14 protein-coding genes are annotated in these 17746 nt (G+C 43.3%); 6 read left to right on the top strand and 8 right to left on the bottom strand.

The window, feature by feature from the left end; all coding sequences use genetic code 11:
• Positions 1–38: 38 nt before the first annotated feature.
• Entirely contained in the window at positions 39–947 is a 909-nt protein-coding gene (locus tag G4D73_RS09455; RefSeq protein ID WP_005094835.1) for a matrixin family metalloprotease, read from the top strand.
• Between the two features lie 105 nt (positions 948–1052).
• Entirely contained in the window at positions 1053–1430 is a 378-nt protein-coding gene (locus tag G4D73_RS09450) for a hypothetical protein (RefSeq protein WP_016806936.1), read from the top strand.
• Positions 1431–1488: 58 nt separating this feature from the next.
• Here the strand turns inward: G4D73_RS09450 and erpA are convergent, their stop codons facing one another.
• The 4 genes from erpA to G4D73_RS09430 form a co-directional block, all read right to left on the bottom strand.
• The gene (gene erpA / locus G4D73_RS09445) at positions 1489–1824 is read right to left on the bottom strand and encodes an iron-sulfur cluster insertion protein ErpA (protein WP_004281944.1); all 336 of its coding nucleotides are present in this window, start codon (positions 1822–1824) and stop codon (positions 1489–1491) included.
• A 121-nt stretch (positions 1825–1945) separates the two neighbouring features.
• Positions 1946–2953 (bottom strand): putative solute-binding protein, encoded by a 1008-nt coding sequence (locus G4D73_RS09440; RefSeq protein ID WP_191112719.1) that lies wholly within the window; start codon positions 2951–2953, stop codon positions 1946–1948.
• A 193-nt stretch (positions 2954–3146) separates the two neighbouring features.
• Positions 3147–4157: a putative solute-binding protein gene (locus G4D73_RS09435; protein WP_005094844.1), complete on the bottom strand. Its 1011-nt coding sequence runs from the start codon at positions 4155–4157 to the stop codon at positions 3147–3149.
• Positions 4158–4411: 254 nt separating this feature from the next.
• On the bottom strand, positions 4412–5416 hold the full coding sequence (locus tag G4D73_RS09430) for a putative solute-binding protein (RefSeq protein ID WP_213686622.1): 1005 nt from the start codon (positions 5414–5416) through the stop codon (positions 4412–4414).
• Positions 5417–5633: 217 nt separating this feature from the next.
• On the opposite strand from G4D73_RS09430, the gene G4D73_RS09425 reads away from it, so the two are divergent.
• Together G4D73_RS09425 and G4D73_RS09420 are read left to right on the top strand one after the other, a co-directional pair.
• Entirely contained in the window at positions 5634–7565 is a 1932-nt protein-coding gene (locus G4D73_RS09425; protein ID WP_213686621.1) for an ATP-binding cassette domain-containing protein, read from the top strand.
• 344 nt (positions 7566–7909) lie between these two features.
• Positions 7910–9073 carry a zinc-dependent alcohol dehydrogenase gene (locus G4D73_RS09420; RefSeq protein ID WP_001202407.1) on the top strand — a complete coding sequence of 388 codons (1164 nt, stop codon included), beginning with the start codon at positions 7910–7912 and terminating at the stop codon, positions 9071–9073.
• Positions 9074–10255: 1182 nt separating this feature from the next.
• On the opposite strand, the gene gyrB is transcribed toward G4D73_RS09420, so the two are convergent.
• The 4 genes from gyrB to dnaA form a co-directional block, all read right to left on the bottom strand.
• Positions 10256–12727, bottom strand: coding sequence for a DNA topoisomerase (ATP-hydrolyzing) subunit B (gyrB, locus tag G4D73_RS09415; protein WP_213686620.1), 2472 nt, complete (start codon positions 12725–12727; stop codon positions 10256–10258).
• A gap of 56 nt (positions 12728–12783) precedes the next feature.
• Positions 12784–13863, bottom strand: coding sequence for a DNA replication/repair protein RecF (recF, locus tag G4D73_RS09410; RefSeq protein WP_213686619.1), 1080 nt, complete (start codon positions 13861–13863; stop codon positions 12784–12786).
• A 28-nt stretch (positions 13864–13891) separates the two neighbouring features.
• Positions 13892–15040, bottom strand: coding sequence for a DNA polymerase III subunit beta (gene dnaN, locus G4D73_RS09405; protein WP_004647129.1), 1149 nt, complete (start codon positions 15038–15040; stop codon positions 13892–13894).
• Between the two features lie 109 nt (positions 15041–15149).
• Entirely contained in the window at positions 15150–16526 is a 1377-nt protein-coding gene (gene dnaA, locus G4D73_RS09400) for a chromosomal replication initiator protein DnaA (RefSeq protein WP_004281934.1), read from the bottom strand.
• A gap of 662 nt (positions 16527–17188) precedes the next feature.
• Here dnaA and rpmH point away from each other — a divergent pair.
• Both rpmH and rnpA read left to right on the top strand, forming a co-directional pair.
• Positions 17189–17323: a 50S ribosomal protein L34 gene (gene rpmH, locus G4D73_RS09395; protein WP_000831329.1), complete on the top strand. Its 135-nt coding sequence runs from the start codon at positions 17189–17191 to the stop codon at positions 17321–17323.
• Between the two features lie 29 nt (positions 17324–17352).
• Entirely contained in the window at positions 17353–17745 is a 393-nt protein-coding gene (gene rnpA / locus G4D73_RS09390; RefSeq protein ID WP_004281932.1) for a ribonuclease P protein component, read from the top strand.
• The last annotated feature ends 1 nt before the right edge of the window (position 17746 follow it).

The following is a 17746-nucleotide window of genomic DNA, read 5'->3' as shown; positions in this document are numbered from 1 at the left end:
AGCTATATTTTTAAAAAATAGACATTTAAATAAAAAATATGCGTCTTCTGCTCTGTCTGCTCGTAGTGGGATTGATCATGTCTGCCTATCTACATATGCAGGCCCAAACCCATCCTCAACTGCGCTATAACTCGCTGGCTGATCGCTTGACGCATCCTTTCGATACACGCTTACGTTTCCGGATTGATCAGGTCGATTCAGGCTTTGGACTAAGTAAAGATCAAGTCATTCAACTGAGCAAGGAAGCGATCGAAATCTGGCATCAGGGAAGCAATCGTGATGATTTGATGGTCTATGATGAAAATGCCAGGCTGAGTATTCACCTGATCTATGATCAACGCCAGCAAGACTATGATGCCTTGAAGAAAGTCGAAAAACAGTTGCTGGCAGATGACGCCAAGTATCAACGTCAGGTCAAAAATCTGGAAGCATCCCATCAGCATCTGGAAAGTCAGCAGCAACGCCTGATCCAGCAAAGAGATCAGATGAATAGTGAATTTCAGGCCTTACAGCAACGACGCCGTCAGCCAAATTTATCTGCTTATGAACATGAGCAGATTGAATATGAGGTTTTGGCTTTACAGCGCAAATCGGAAAGTTTTCAACGGGAACTTCAGTACCTTCAGGAACAGCAAAGTTCCTTTAATATGAATGTTTCCATGCATCAACATGGTCTGCAAAACCATCAGCAGAATATCATTCAAGCCCAACAGCGTTTCCCTGCCCGCGAATTTCATAAAGGCGTGTTTATGGGTGATCAAATTCATGTCTATCAGTTTGATGCAGAAGATGATCTCCGTCTGACTCTGGCACATGAACTCGGACATGCCTTGGGGCTGTATCACCATAATGACCCGGAAGCACTGATGTATCCGGTGCTGGGTAAACAGAATCTGCAACACTTCCAGCTGCGACCTGCAGACAAGACCTTGCTTTATAACCGTTAAGTGATCAGCTTGAATTCCCTAATTAATTTAAGTGTATAAGTATGATAAAAAACACTCTATTCTGATTTCATGTTATTGTGATTGGCTACATTGTTCAGGCCATCTTTGGAGATTCGTGTGAGTTACTACCATATTTTAATTGAAGTAAATGACCACATTAGTACGATTGATGAAACCCGTGATATCGAAATCTTTGATATCGAGGACATCCAACCCTATCTTCATTCGATTTTGCTGCCTTATTTCAATGAACAACTGATTGAACTCGACGATGAAAATCTGGAATATAAAGATATTCTGCATCTGGAAATCAAACAGACCTTATTACCGATCAATGACCTGATCGAAGAAGAACAGCGTCTGTTGCCAAGCGATACCGACATTACCATTAGCGCCTATGAAATTTTCAATAACCGCGAGTTGAGTCAGGATGTCACTACCGTGATCTTTGACCTGCTTGAAGCGGTAAAACTGGATAGCTAAACGTTCTTCCAGATATAAAAAAGTCCTCATTGAGAGGACTTTTTTTTTGTGCATGGATTTAGATCGAGAATGAAGATCCACAACCACAGGTCGTGGTCGCATTCGGGTTTTGTACCACAAAACGTGAACCTTCCAGACCTTCTAAATAATCTACCACCGAACCGACCAGATATTGATAACTCAATGAATCGACCAGGACTTTAACATCGCCATTGGCAAATTCTGCATCATCTTCATTCTGGCTTTCTGCAAAATTAAAGCCATAAGAGAAACCTGAACAGCCGCCACCGGTCACATAGACACGGAGCATTAAGTCTTGGTTACCTTCACTGTCACGCAACTGGCGTACTTTATTTGCGGCATTGTCGGTGAGCACAAGCGCTTGGGCATTCATGGCGGATTCCTCTGTTGAATGGAATGTCTTTAAAAAGAAAAGACCATATTTAAGTATAGCACACTCAATATATGGTCAGTCTCTACAGATTAAAAGTCAAATCAGAGTAATTTTATCAGGATTATTTGTAGTTCTCATCCTGTAAGGCACATTCAAAGTTTTTCGGGTTCTGTTTGCAGCGGAATTGCCATAACAATTTCATCATACGTTTGTCATAAACACCGCGTTTGGTCAGGTCAATTCGGGAATCCCGCATCATTTTCTGGTAACCCGGTTTGTCTGCAGCAGGAATATCCATCCAGTATTTTGCTGGAATGTCCGCTTTCATTTTCCCCAAAATACCAAAGGCACGCGGTAACTGACTTCTCACCCATTCACGTGATTTTTGTCCGTAACCTGCCGGAAATTTATCTGGACGGATAATGATATTGCCTGTGACCTGCAACACCGGATAATTCACAATCGCGCCTTTGTTACCCAAACCTTTATGTAATTCCAGCGGTTTAAATACTGCTGCTGGTGCACCAATAATATCCACCTGGCCATTGTTAAACTTGGCACCAAAATTGGTGACATCGGCACTCACCGCCTGTGCGCCGACCTGCTGTACCATGATTTTTTGTGCTTCATCATAATCAAGTACGGCAATTTTTTTACCAGCGGCTTTAGCAACGGTATTAATACTGCGGTCGTTCACCAGCAGGAAAGCATCACCCACAGGAATGACACCGACTACCTCATATTTACCTTGCAGCATATGTTTGGCAAAGGTCGGACTGGCCAGTCCCTGCATTACTTTAACTGCCAGATTCAGATCTGGAATCGCGCCAATAGCATCGAGTGAACCGGTAAAATTATTGAACTGACGGCCACGCATCCCGGTCACACTAATGCCGTCACATTTTCCAGCTTTAAAATCTTCTGCAACCACCGCTTCATTGGTATTCACCCGCAGTTCGACATCTGCACCCCAATTTTTGGCCGCCAACTGATAGTCTTTCATCACACTATAGACATCACCGTTTTTACCAACCAGATCAAATACGCAAATCACCTGTTTAGCTTGCGCCAGACCTGAAACAGCCAGTGTCGCCGTAGCCAATGCCAGTGCTTTCCATCCTCTATGCATCATCCTCATTTCCTTATCGCTTGTTTTTGTTATTGCACTTTTAGTCACATGTGATTGTTTTTTATATAAAACATGCGAATTTAATAGTTAATCAAGCTTAAGCTATTTTATTCGCTGCACAATGGCAGATCTGACCTGGTTCAGCCATAAAAAAAGCCTAGATCAATCTAAGCTTTTTTCTTTAAAAATCAGATTATTCGCCAGCAATTGAACATTCAAAGTTGGCCTTATCGACAGAACAGCGCGCACGTTTTAAGACCGACATCATGCTGGCATCATAGATTCCGCGTTTGGTCATGTCCATCCGGCCATCACGTAACATTTTCTGATACTTGGTTTTATCTTCAGCGCTCAGATTCATTTTATATTTCGACGGAATACCCGCTTCCAGACGGCTGATCATCCCCATGCTCTTTGGCAGGTTTTTGATAAACCAGTCACGCGATTTCTGTCCAAAACCTGCGGGGAATTTTTCCGGACGAATCACAAAATCAGAGGTGACATGCAGTACCGGGAAATTAAACATTGCGCCGTTGTTACCCAGACCTTTATAGATTTCTAATGGCTTGTAGGCATAAGCAGGCGCACCGACCATATCCACCTGACCATTATTAAATTTGGCGACAAAGTTGGAAACATCGGAGATCACTGCCTGCGCACCGACGCGCTGTACCATGATTTTCTGGGCATCGTCATAGCCGAGTACGGCGAATTTCTTCCCTGCGGCTTTTTCAATCGAATTGATATTCTTGTCACGAACAAAAATAAATGCCGAACCCAGCGGGGAAATACCGGCAATTTCGTATTTTTTGCCGCCCATATTACTGACCATTTTCGCTGCATTACGTTTGTCCAGAGCAAAACTGATCGCACGCTGGGCAATGGCATTACTTGGTGCACCGCCCAGTGCATCAATAGAACCGGCAAATTTATTGTATTGACGGGCACGCATGGCTGTCATAAACACACCATCACATTTACCGGCCTTGAAGTCATTGTCGGCAACCGCTTCATCCTGACGGGCAATCAGATTGATTTCTGCGCCCCAGCCTTTTGCAGCCAGTGCCCATTCTTGCGCCATCTGGAAAGACTCACCGGATTTACCCAGTAAGTCAAACACACAGATATCGACTTTTTCTGCATGCGCCGCACTTGCAAAACCAAATGCAGAGAATGCAGCCAATGATAAGAGTGTTTTTTTCATTGTAGTTATCCTTTGAAATCTTGTTATTCGCTGAGTGTCCGTACACGGGACAAATATTAAGCAAGTTTAATTAAAAAAAATAGAGCATTTACTCCATTTAAAACCGGCATTTTGGCCTATAAAGATAAATCAGCAATAGTTGCCTAAGTTATTTTTAAATATATATTTAAATATCAATATCTTAATATTTAAAACTGCTTTCTTATAATTACATTTACCCAGATATAGTTACAAAGATATACATGATTTCAGATTTATTCGCCACCAATCGAACATTCAAAATTAGTTCGTTCAACTGTACAACGCGCGCGTTTCAATACGTTCATCATGCCCTGATCATAAATTCCCTGCCGGGTTAAATCGATCCGCCCATCACGCAGAATCTTTTGGTAGGCCACACGATCTTCACGGCTTAGATTCAGAATATATTTGCTTGGAATCTCAGCTTCCATGCGCTTGACCATGGCAAAGCTGCGCGGTAACTGTTTCACAAACCAGTTTCGGGATTGTGCGGCAAAGCTTGCCGGAAACTTTTCCTGACGAATAATCAGATCAGCAGTGACATTAATCACCGGAAAATTAATCATTGCGCCTTGACGGCCTAGTCCTTTCTGTAATTCCAGCGGTTTAAATGCATAAGCCGGTGCAGCGACAATATCCACTTCGCCCTGATTAAACTTGCGAATAAAATTGGAAATTTCCGACATGACCGGTACTGCTTCAATCCGGTCGACCATGATTTTTTGCGCATAGTCATAATGCAGCACGGCAAATTTCTTGCCTTTGACCTGTTCCAGTTTATTTAGAGTACGATCACGAACAAAAATATAGGCTGGGCCAATCTGACCAATACCCGCCACTTCGAATTTTTCTTTGCCAATCTGGGTGATCAGGCGTTTGCTATTGCGTTTATCCAGTACATAGCTGATGGCTTTCATGGCAATGTCATTATTCGGCACGCCGCCAATTGCATCAATCGATCCAGCAAATTTGTTATAAGCCCGGGCACGCATTGAGGTCATATAGAAGGCATCACATTTTCCGGCTTTGACGTCCTGATCGACCTTGGCTTCATCCTGATAAGCGCTTAGCTGAATTTCGGCACCCCAGCCTTTTGCTGCCAGCGCCCATTCCTCCAGCAGTTTGTAAGACTCACCAGATTTCCCCAGTAAATCAAAAACACAGACATTCACTCTGGCTTGAGTTGAAGTCGACACCAAAATGCCCAGTGCCGATAAAATTAAACATCCCTTTTTCATTTTTATTTGACTCTATGATATTTTTTGCTCCATCAGCCTGAACTATAAACCACTGTTCATGCATAAAATAGAGCTTTTACTCAACTTATGCGTCCACCCTAGATCAATTGACAGAGGTGAAAAGCACACTCATTTCAGCAAAAACGGTAAGATTTTTCATTTTCACAGGGCTTTCCTTTAGAATAGGCGCATCTTATTTCTTAGCTTTGATTTCTCAATGATTCAGTTAGACCAGTTATCTATACGTCGCGGTGGACGTGTTTTATTTCAAAAAGCGTCGATGCAGTTACACCCAGGATGGAAAATTGGCCTAACCGGTGTCAATGGTGCTGGAAAATCTACCCTGTTTTCAGCCTTGCTGGGCGGCATGGAATCGGACACCGGTTCACTGACCCGACCTGCGGTATGGACCGTGGCGCATATGGCTCAGGAAATCAAAGCACTGAATATGAAAGCGATTGATTTCGTATTGTCGGGCGATGAAGAATACTGGGATATTCAGCAGAAACTCGATCAGCCGGATCAACTGGATGATGCAGAACTGGCTCATTTATATGGCCGTTTTGATGAAATTTCCGGTTATTCAGCTCCTGCCAAAGCCTCACAGCTGATGGCCGGTCTGGGCTTCTTTGAACATCAATCACAACTAGATGTTTCAAGTTTTTCCGGTGGCTGGCGTATGCGTTTAAACTTGGCGCGTACCCTGATGAGCCGCTCGGACTTACTGCTCCTCGATGAACCGACCAACCATCTGGACTTGGATGCGATTCTCTGGCTAGAAGACTGGCTGAAAGCCTATGAGGGCACCTTGGTGCTGATTTCGCATGACCGGGACTTCCTCGATGCGATTACCGACCATATTTTACATATCGAAAATCAGGAACTCATTTTATATACCGGTAACTATTCGACTTTTGAGCGCACCCGTAGTGAGCGTTTAGCGCAGCAGCAACAGGCGTATGAAAAGCAGCTGGAAACCCGCGCGCATCTGCAAAAATATATTGACCGTTTTAAAGCGCAAGCGACCAAAGCCAAACAGGCACAGAGCCGGATCAAACAGCTGGAACGAATGCAGGAACTATCTGCAGCCCATGTCGATACGCCATTTACCTTCAGTTTCCGTGAACCGACCAAAATGAGTTCGCCGTTATTGCAACTGGAACATGCCGATATTGGTTATGGCGACAAGCTGATTGTCACCAATGTAAATTTACAGATCACGCCAAACAGCCGGATCGGTTTGCTTGGGATGAATGGTGCCGGTAAATCCACGCTGATTAAATCGCTGGTCGGTGACCTGAAACTGATTCAGGGTCTGCGGAAAGATTCAGAATTACTGAATATTGGTTATTTTGCCCAGCATCAAATGGATGCACTGGATGGTAATGCCAGCCCAATGTTACAGCTGGCACGTATCGCAGATAAAAAAATCAGTGAAGCCAGTCTACGCTCCTTCTTGGGTAGTTTCGGTTTTAGTGGCGAACGTATGGATACGCCAAGCGAAAGCTTCTCAGGCGGTGAACGTGCACGTTTGGCCCTAGCACTGATTGTTTGGCAGTGTCCGAATGTACTGATTCTGGATGAGCCGACCAACCATTTAGACCTGGATATGCGTCATGCACTGACTATGGCTTTACAAGATTTTCAGGGCGCGGTAGTTCTAGTTTCGCATGAACGTCAGCTCATCGCCAGCGTCTGTGATGAACTGCTACTGGTACATAATGGTCAATGCCGTGAGTTTGATGGTGATCTTACTGCCTATGCTGACTGGTTACGCCAAGCCCGTATTGAGATGATTAAAAATGGGCAAAAGCCAGCAGAACCGGTGAAATCCCAAGTCGAAGTCAAACCGACTATTTCCAAACTGGACAAGGAAGCACAACGTAAGGAAGCTGCTCGCCAGCGGGAACTAAGTCGTCCGATTCGCAAGAATATTGAAAAATGCGAAGCACAGATGGCCAAACTGCAGCCACGACTGGCTGAAATTGAAAGCTTGCTGGGTGACAGTGCTTTATACGAAGCATCACGTAAAAATGATTTGCTGAAACTGATGAATGAGCAAACCGAGCTAAAAGCCAAACTGGAAACAGCCGAAGAGCAAATGCTGGAACTGATGATGGAACTGGAAAGTCTGGAACAGTCTTTCTAAAGCTCTTTTAGTAAGATTTAATATAAGAGAGATGGGTAACCAGCGTTGCTCATCTCTTTTTTATTCACTATTTTTAATGTTTTCTCTTCCATTTTTGCACCTGTATTTTTTTCATCTAGTTCTAGATGTTTCTTTAATCCCGTTCTTTTCTATTCATTCGACACATAAGGTCACGAATTACGTAAACCCTATATAAGTTTATTTTTTAAACAGTTGAATGCCTTATTTCATACATTAATTTACAGCACACTGTTTCCTCCTAAGGCTCTAATACAAGTGTTTTTTAATTTTTGGCAGCCTTGCTACGAGTCTGTTTAATGTTGAACTAGAGAGAGGAAATCCGCATGCGTGCTCTTACCTATCATGGTGCTCGGGATGTACGAGTTGAATCCGTTCCAGATCCAGTGATTCAGGAACCAGATGACGTTATTTTAAGGGTGACAGCCACCGCCATCTGTGGCTCAGATCTGCATTTATACCGGGGCAAAATCCCAGCTACTGAAGACGGTGATATTTTCGGCCATGAATTTATGGGAATTGTAGAAGAAGTCGGCCCTGAAGTAACCGAAGTCAAAAAAGGTGACCGGGTGATTATTCCCTTTGTGATTGCATGCGGTCACTGTTTTTTCTGTGAACATGAACTCATGGCTGCCTGTGAAAATACCAATACTGGCCGTGGTGCAATTCTCAATAAAAAACAGATTCCACCAGGTGCAGCTTTATTTGGCTTTAGCCATCTGTATGGGGGTATACCGGGTGGTCAGGCCGAATATGTGCGGATTCCCAAGGGCAATGTCGGACCATTTAAAGTACCAGGTTCCCTGCCTGATGAAAAAGTATTATTCCTGACCGATATTCTGCCAACCGCGTGGCAAGCAGTAAACAATGCCCAAGTTGGTCGAGGTTCCAGTGTGGCGATTTATGGTGCCGGTCCGGTCGGTCTGCTGGCTGCTGCCTGCGCGCGGATGCTCGGTGCCGAGCAGATCTTTATGGTCGATCACCATCCTTACCGTCTGCGTTTCGCACATCAAACCTATGGGGTAATTCCCGTCAATTTTGATGAAGTCGATGCCGCTGAATTTATCATTCAAAATACCACGGGTTATCGTGGAGTCGATGCCGTCATTGATGCGGTCGGTTTTGAAGCCAAAGGCAGCATGCTGGAAACCGTAATGACCAACCTGAAATTAGAAGGTTCGAGTGGTTCAGCGCTAAGACAATGTATTGCAGCGGTCCGTCGCGGCGGTGTGGTGAGTGTACCTGGAGTTTATGCCGGTCCAATTCATGGCTTCCTGTTTGGTGATGCCTTTGACAAAGGTTTGACCTTTAAAATGGGACAAACCCATGTGCATAATTACTTGCCGCAGTTGCTAGAACATATTGAAAATGGAGATCTGTCTCCAGATCTGATTATTACCCATCGCATGAAACTGGAAGATGCTGCGGAGGGTTACCGTATTTTTGATAAAAAGGAAGAAGACTGCCGTAAAGTCATTCTAACGCCATAAATATGATTTAAAAAAAGCGCCATCAGGCGCTTTTTTATTTTTTATCATCATTTTATCAATCCTCTTTTTCTTGTTCCTAATCAATATCATTTCAGCGATTCCCTCCCTCTTTTCTATCGAGTAATAAAAGAAATGCCCGATTTTCAATAATGAAATCAAGAAATAACTCAAAAATGAGAAATAAAAAAGTTAAGCAAAAATCGATAAAAGTATGATTTTAAATAAAAATGAAAGTTCACTTGATTATTAAATCAATTATGTAGTTTAGCTACATCTTGAGTTTTTAGTTAACAATATGTTCCACGGTAATGATTAGAGAAACTACACTATATTTACAAGTATTTAATTTATAATAATTTTTTATTTTAAAGCCAATCCAAGGAATAGTCTGGTCATACTAGCAATATATCGCCAAATCTAGCTTTAAATTTAAAATGCTATTTTAAATTTAAAAACACTTATCCACAAGATAATCGATTTCAAATTTGAATTTAAAATAAAGAATTAATACGTGGATTAAAGCTTGCGGAAAAATACTATCTTATTCACATAAAAATTATGGATAACTTTAGAGTTATCCACATCTCTAATCAGGCTTTCTAGATGCTTGAAGCAATATTATTCACGTATTATTTAGCGTATTAGACCAAGTTTCTTATAAGCTATTGAAAATTTAAAATTTAGTTTTAGCAGCTTTTTATTTATTTTTGAGATATTGGATCTTCTGAATAGGCGATTTATTATTTTTTAGTCGAATCCACCTAAAGTATTCGATCTGTTTTTATTACACGCATCTTTAAATACCACTTTGACTGATCCAGTTTTCACCTAATGTCGTGAACTGCATGCAAACTTCTCATCGTATAAAGAACGTCTTTCTACCTCACTTTCCTATTCAAAAATTATTTTAGAAGTTCTGATGCAGATCATTTTTATAACGATAGATTCACTCCAGATTTCAGGTATTCTCCCGAGTTGGTAATCTCTATACATAAACCCTTTCTTAGAGTCGATTTGGCTTACTCAACTTGGCTTTTTAAAACCTAAATGAACCCGTTCCATATCTAAAAATCGGTCCAAAATTACTTTATTTTGCCTAGCTCACAGGATATGAGTAAAAAAATTGGTCTAAAAAAAGCGCCTCGAAAGGCGCTTTTTTATATCTGATTTTATCCTGAAGGGTTATGCATCAATATCTGCATTCAAGGCATTTTCTTCAATGAAAGCACGACGTGGTTCTACGTCATCGCCCATCAAGCAAGAGAACATACGATCCGCTTCAATCGCATCGGTAACTGTCACTTGCAGCATGTTACGGTTGTCTGGATCCATAGTGGTTTCCCATAACTGTTCCGCATTCATCTCGCCCAGACCTTTATAGCGCTGGATCATCATGCCACGACGTGAGTCCTGCAAGATATGTTGCCAAACCTGATGGAAATTGCTGACCTGAATCTTGCGATCGCCTTTTTGCAAATATGCACCATCTTCAAGCAGACTAAACCAGCTCTTTGAATTCTTTAATAAACGTGCATATTCACTTGAACCTAACAGTACTGAGTCTAACAGGTAGCTATGTGGCAAGTTATGTACATAGATCGTGATACGTGGCAACCAGCTTGCAGTTTTTTGACCATCTGCCAGTTCTTTTTCAAAACGTTCTAGGGTTAATTCTGGACGTAATGTAGGCTGAATGGCTTCAATCGCTACACGTAGATTCCCACCCCATGTTTCCACATAGTTTTTGTCTTCCAGCTGATCCAGCTTAAAGCCTTCCAGTGACAGTAGGGCATCAAGCAGACTCGCAGGATAACGTTGGGTCAAACGTGCCAAGCTCTTCTGGGAAGTCTGATAATCAGCAATCACATTCGCCAGTGCTTCACCACGAATCGCAGGCGCTTCTGCACTGATATGCAGTTCCAGCTCATCAATCGCATTCGAAATTAGGTAAGTCTCCAGTGCATCATTGTCCTTGATGTACTGTTCCTGCTTACCTTTTTTCAGCTTATATAATGGTGGCTGTGCGATATAAATATGACCACGTTCCACAAGTTCTGGCATTTGACGGAAGAAGAAGGTCAACAGCAGCGTACGGATGTGTGAACCATCGACATCAGCATCGGTCATGATGATGATTTTATGATAACGCAGTTTGTCCGGATTATATTCCTCACGACCAATACCACAGCCGAGTGCGGTAATCAGCGTACCAACTTCAGCAGAGGAAATCATGCGGTCAAAACGGGCACGTTCCACGTTCAGGATCTTACCTTTCAACGGTAAAATCGCCTGCATTTTACGGTTACGACCTTGCTTGGCTGAACCACCTGCAGAATCACCCTCGACCAGGTACAGTTCAGACAAAGCTGGATCTTTTTCCTGACAATCGGCCAGTTTGCCTGGAAGACCGGCAATATCCAGCGCACTCTTACGACGTGTCATTTCACGTGCTTTACGCGCTGCATCACGCGCACGTGCTGCATCAATGATCTTGCCAGCAATCGCTTTAGCTGCTTGTGGATTTTCCAATAGGTATTCAGAAAATGCCTTATTCATGGCCTGTTCAACAGCGGTTTTTACTTCACTCGACACCAGTTTTTCTTTGGTCTGTGAAGAGAATTTTGGATCAGGCACTTTGACTGACACGATGGCAGTCAGGCCTTCACGCGCATCATCACCCGATACCGCAACCTTTTCCTTTTTCAGGATATTTTCGCTGTCCATGTAGTTGTTTAAACCACGGGTCAACGCAGCACGGAAACCGGCCAAATGCGTACCGCCATCCTTTTGCGGGATGTTGTTGGTAAAGCAACGCACATTTTCCTGATAAGAATCATTCCACTGCAATGCAACTTCTACCGTAATACCGTTGTCGGCCTGTGCAGCAGTAAAATGGAAAATATCATTCAGGTGAGTTTTGCCTTCGTTAATATATTTAACGAACTCAGACAGACCACCTTCATAATCAAAGACATGCTCGGCATTAATGCGTTCGTCACGCAGTACAATACGTACACCCGCGTTCAGGAACGATAGTTCGCGCAAACGACGCGCCAAAATATCAACATTAAAAATGGTCTGACTAAAAGTCTCGGCACTTGGCCAGAAACGGACACGAGTACCGGTTCTATCGGTATCGCCCACCACTTTTAATGGATACTGTGAATCGCCATGATGGTATTCTTGTTCGTGAATTTTACCGGCACGATGAATGGTCAATTCCAGTTTTTCAGACAGCGCGTTTACAACTGAAACACCAACGCCATGCAGACCGCCAGATACTTTATAACTGTTGTCGTCGAACTTACCACCGGCATGCAGAATGGTTAAAATCACCTCTGCTGCAGACACACCTTCTTCAGGGTGAATGTCAGTCGGAATACCACGACCATTGTCAGAAACTGAAACCGATTCATCTTCATGGATGGTGACTATAATTTCATCACAGTGGCCTGCCAAGGCTTCATCAATCGAGTTGTCGACTACTTCAAACACCATGTGGTGCAGGCCCGTACCATCGTCTGTGTCACCAATGTACATGCCCGGACGCTTACGGACTGCGTCTAAACCACGTAATACCTTGATGCTAGAGGAATCATAAGCCTTTTCAATGGTTTGTTCTGTTTGAGAAGCAGCTTGATCTTCTGAACTCATGGTTTCTCCCTAGTGAAAAATAGGTCTATCCAAAGATGGGTAAAACTCAAAAAATATTATTGCACAACTTGAACTGTACCGTTTTCAACACTGAATAACTGATATGAGATAGACAAATCATGTAAGTGCTTTTGTACTGATTCATGGTCTAAGGTGGTAATAAAAACTTGACTACCAAGTTGGCTCAATCGCTCAATTAAACGTTGTTGTGCGGTTAAATCTAATTCTGCTGTCACATCATCTAATAATACCACAGTTTCCTTATTACAAGAATCTAGCATTGCGATTTGCGACAGTTTTAGTGCGATCATCAGCAGCTTTTTCTGTCCGCGCGACAGGATCACATCAGCATCACCCATCGGGGTCTTTAAACGCAAATCTGCGCGATGTGGGCCATATTCGGTATAGCGTCGCTCACAGTCTTTTTCATGCTGGTTGGTCAGATCATTTAGCAGGCCGGTTTCACCATGAAAGCCCGGACTGTATTCCAGACTGACTTGCAAGTCAGGTAATAACTGTTTCAGATCATCTTCAAAAAATGGCTTCCATTGTTCCACAATCCCGACACGTTGCGAGTGCAGGATTTCACCATATTCACTCAGCATCTGGTTCCACGGTTCCAGATCGGAAAGACTGAGAAAGCGTTTGCTTTTGAGCAGACTATTTCGCTGTTTCAGCGCACGAGAATAATATTGCCAGGCATGATAAAACTCTGGTTCCACGTGGAACATCAACCAGTCGAGCAATTGACGTCGTGGTTTGGCCCCATGATCGATAATATCGGTACTTTGTGGATCAATCAGTTGCAAGGGTAACAGTTTGGCCAGTTGTCCCTGAGTTGCCACTAGATCGCCATTGACCTTGATCAACTGTTCCCCGCTGGCCATTTTTTGCATGCCTATTTTTTCAGTCGCAGATTGTGCAAACACAATCGCATCCTGTGCGCCATGCTGGATATAATTTTTGGGAATATGGGTACGGAAAGAACGACCAGCAGCAAGTAAATGAATCGCCTCTAAAATCGAGGTTTTACCTGAACCATTTTGGCCATAAAAAACATTAAACGGCTGCAATCCGTGGAGAGCAACCGTCTTTAAATTCCGCACACGCTCAATATGTAAACGCGTAATATGCATGTCTTATATAAATATCAAGAGCCGCGGCTTAAACACGCATCGGCATGACGACATAGGTTTGATCCGTATGCGCCGGGTCTTGTACCAAGACAGACTGATTCGCTTCAGTCATGGTCATTGACACATCATCGCCATCCAGCACACCGAGCACTTCAATCAGATACTGCGCATTAAATGACATTTCTAGCGGTGAATCAGCATATTGAATCGCCAGATCTTCAATCGCTTCATCCTGCTCCGGGTTATTGGCGCGAAGTTGCAAAGAATCGGCATTAAAGTTTAGAAACACACCACGCAGCTTTTCATTACTTAAAATCGCCACACGCTGCAAAGACTGCTTGAACACGTCATGTGCGATCATCACGACTTTGTCACCCCCACGTGGAATCACACGGCGGTAGTCCGGGAACTTACCATCAATCAGCTTGGTAGTGAAACGCACGGTAATGTTCGCCTGTTCCTTGTCACGGCTTGGCATATTGATGGTCACATTGAGCAGTTCACGACCAATCAATAGAGATAATTGCTCATCTTCAACGCTGAGCAGGCGCTGTAATTCTGCAACGGCCTTACGTGGCACAATTGCCTGAATCGGCTGTGCTGCAGTGGATTGTGCTGCTGTTTCACACAGTGCTAGGCGGTGGCCATCGGTGGTCACAGCACGTAGCTGATTGGCATCAATTTCCAGCAAAGTACCGGTCAGGTAAAAACGCACATCCTGAACTGCCATGGCAAAGGCGGTTTTTTCGAACAGGCGTTTAAGTTCACGCTGTGTCACCGTCACTTGCGTGCCTTGGGTGTTTTCAGTGTTTAGTAATGGATAATCATCAGCGGGCAAGGTACCCAGTACAAAACGGCTGTTGCCTGATTTAAGGATGCAGCGCTGATCTTCAGTAATATGCAAATCCACCAATGCCGCTGAAGGAAGTGACTTACAGATATCAATCAGCTTACGTGCAGGAACTGTGGTCTCGCCTTCCTGCAAACATGCACCTTCAGCCAGTGCTGTACTCGCCACCAGTTCGACTTCCAGGTCGGAACCGGTCACGGTCAATGCTTGCGTAGTCACCTGAATTTTCAGGTTAGACAGGATATTCAAGGTATGGCGACGTTCAACCGCTCCTACGACATGTGAGAGAACATTCAGTAAGCTTTCTTTCGCGATTTTTAAACGCACGGTGCATTCCTCTAAAGCTGAAGATTAATATAGAAAAAGTGATTTTTTTGACGGTTTACTATGCGGCAAAAGCAGCCGCATAGCAAGAATAGAATTTGAGCGATTTAGGTCAACTTTGCAACAGACGTTGCAGGTTTTTATAGTCTTCGTTAAAGATCGGATCTTCTTCACGCAGGCTTTGTACTTTCTCGCAAGCATGCATCACGGTACTGTGATCACGACCGCCAAAAGCCATGCCAATTTCCGGAAAACTGTCGCCGGTTAATTCACGTGCCAGACCCATCGCCAGCTGACGTGGACGGGCATAAATCCGGGTACGTTTTGGACCGACCAGTTCTTTCAGCGGAATCCGGAAATATTCACTGACCACACGCTGAATATTTTCAGTACTGATGGTACGGGCACGAATTGCCAGCACATCTTTTAAAGATTCACGCACCACATCCAGATCAATTGGCGTGCCTTTAAAACGTGAAATCGCCACCACTTTGTTCAGCGCACCTTCCAGCTCACGCACGTTAGCCACCACCTGCTGGGCAATAAACAGCGCACAGTTACGTGGTAAATCGACCTGGTTGCTTTCTGCTTTTTTCAGCAGAATTTCAATTCGGGTTTCAATATCTGGCGGTTCAACCCCGACCGACAACCCCCAGGAAAAACGTGAAACCAGACGTGGATCCAGCTCTGTCAGCTCTTTAGGATAACGATCCGAAGTCAAAATAATTTGCTTGGACTCATCCAGAAGTGCGTTAAAGGTGTAGAAAAATTCGACCAGACTGGCCTCTTTACCGGCCAGCAAGTGAATATCATCGACCAGTAACAGATCCAGAGAACGGCAGTTTTTCTTAAACTCTTCGACTTTACCCTGCTGCAACGAGCTGACAAAGTCCTGTACAAAACTTTCTGCGGTCATGTACATGACGCGTGCATTCGGTTTGGCCTGCAACAATGCATTACCGACCGCCTGCATCAAGTGGGTTTTACCCAGACCGGTCGGACCATATAAAAATAAGGGGTTGTGCTGTGAAGCACCCAGCTGGGTCAGTACCTTGCGACAGGTTTCTGCCGCCATCTGGTTAGATCGGCCTTCCACAAACAGCGAGAAGGTAAACAATGGATTCAACTGGCGTCTACGGCTATTTTTGCCGCTGTCTTCTTTTTCTTTCTTCGGCTTCGGCACTGGCATCGGTGTCGAGGTCAATGCCGCAGTCGTGGTCGCCGGTTGTTCACTGGCAGATAAAATCGCCCCTGGACGTGAATCGACCAAAATCTCGACCTTGCGTACCCGTCCTTCAGACAACTGTTCTGCCAGAATCGTAATCAGTTCCAGATGATGTTCCTGAATGTAACGCGTCCAGTAAGGATTAGGTGCATACAAACGCAAGCTGTCTTCCAGCTCTTCTGCAACCAATGGGCGAATCCACATTGTAAAGACATTTCCAGAGAGCTCTTGTCGCAGGCGATTTAAGCAGTCCGTCCAAAGCATGTGAATCCCCTATTCATTCCATTGTTCATTCAAAAAAGATGACCGCGACCAAAAGCGGGTCGCCATTCTACCCAAGTTATCCACATCTGTCATGGCAATCTCTACAAAAACTGTGCAAAAAGAAATCACCCTGCATAAATTTAAATTTAAAACCCAGTGTGGATAAGTTTATCCGCAAGCTGTGGATAAAATATACCATAAAGTTATCCACAAAGTATAAAATTAATAGAAACAGTTTTATCCACAACATAAGTTTATGTTTAATTAAATAAAAAGTGGCTTATCCATAGAAAAAGTGCTCCCTAATAGTAATAAATTTAAATTTATAAATTTGAATTTATTTATAAGATCACTGTTTTTTGTGGATAACTCAAAAAAAACTTCAAATTTAAATTCAAAACTACAGGTTAAATTTAAACTCTGGATAACATGTGGATAACTTTGTTGATAGAGTTGTTTATAACTTATATATATTTATATAACAATAACTTAATTTGTGATTAACTTGAATTGAACTATTTTTTATTAAGTTCTCCGAAAAAACAGGGGCTTTATCTTTTTTGATCTTATTTGAAAAGAAAACTGCTTTTGCATTGACAGCTCAAGCAATGAGCACTAAAATCGCGGACCTTCATAGAAAGATCATTTTTTGGAGTTTCAATATGAAACGTACATTCCAACCGTCTGAATTAAAGCGTAAGCGTGTTCATGGTTTCCGTGCTCGTATGGCTACTAAAGCTGGTCGTCAAGTATTAGCTCGCCGTCGTGCAAAAGGTCGTCATAGCTTAACTGTTTAATCAGTTACGCTAAGACGATTTTGGGTGTTATGACAAAACTTTATAGTTTTGGCACAGAGTTGCGATTACGCTGTGCTGCCGATTATAAAGGTGTCTTTGATGGTGCGCTTTTTAAAGTGCATCAACCCCATTTCTTATTTCTTGCAAAACATTCCGAACTGCCAAATAGCCGTTTGGGTTTAGTTGTTGCCAAGAAGAAAGTGCGACGCGCACACGAAAGAAATCGAGTAAAACGACTTGCTCGCGAAAGTTTTCGCCTGCATCAACAGCAATTAGATGACTTAGACATTGTAATTATGCCGAAAATGGGTGTTGAAGCAGTGCCTAATGCAGAATTGCACCAGCAATTACAATTTGCCTGGCAGAAACTTAACCGTCTTGCCAAAAAGCATTCAAAAATAGCCCCCTCCCCACAAAAGTAGA

Origin of the sequence: Acinetobacter sp. WY4, from assembly GCF_018438165.1 — a bacterium.
GTDB lineage: Bacteria > Pseudomonadota > Gammaproteobacteria > Pseudomonadales > Moraxellaceae > Acinetobacter.
This window is presented reverse-complemented; position numbering and strand designations above follow the sequence as displayed.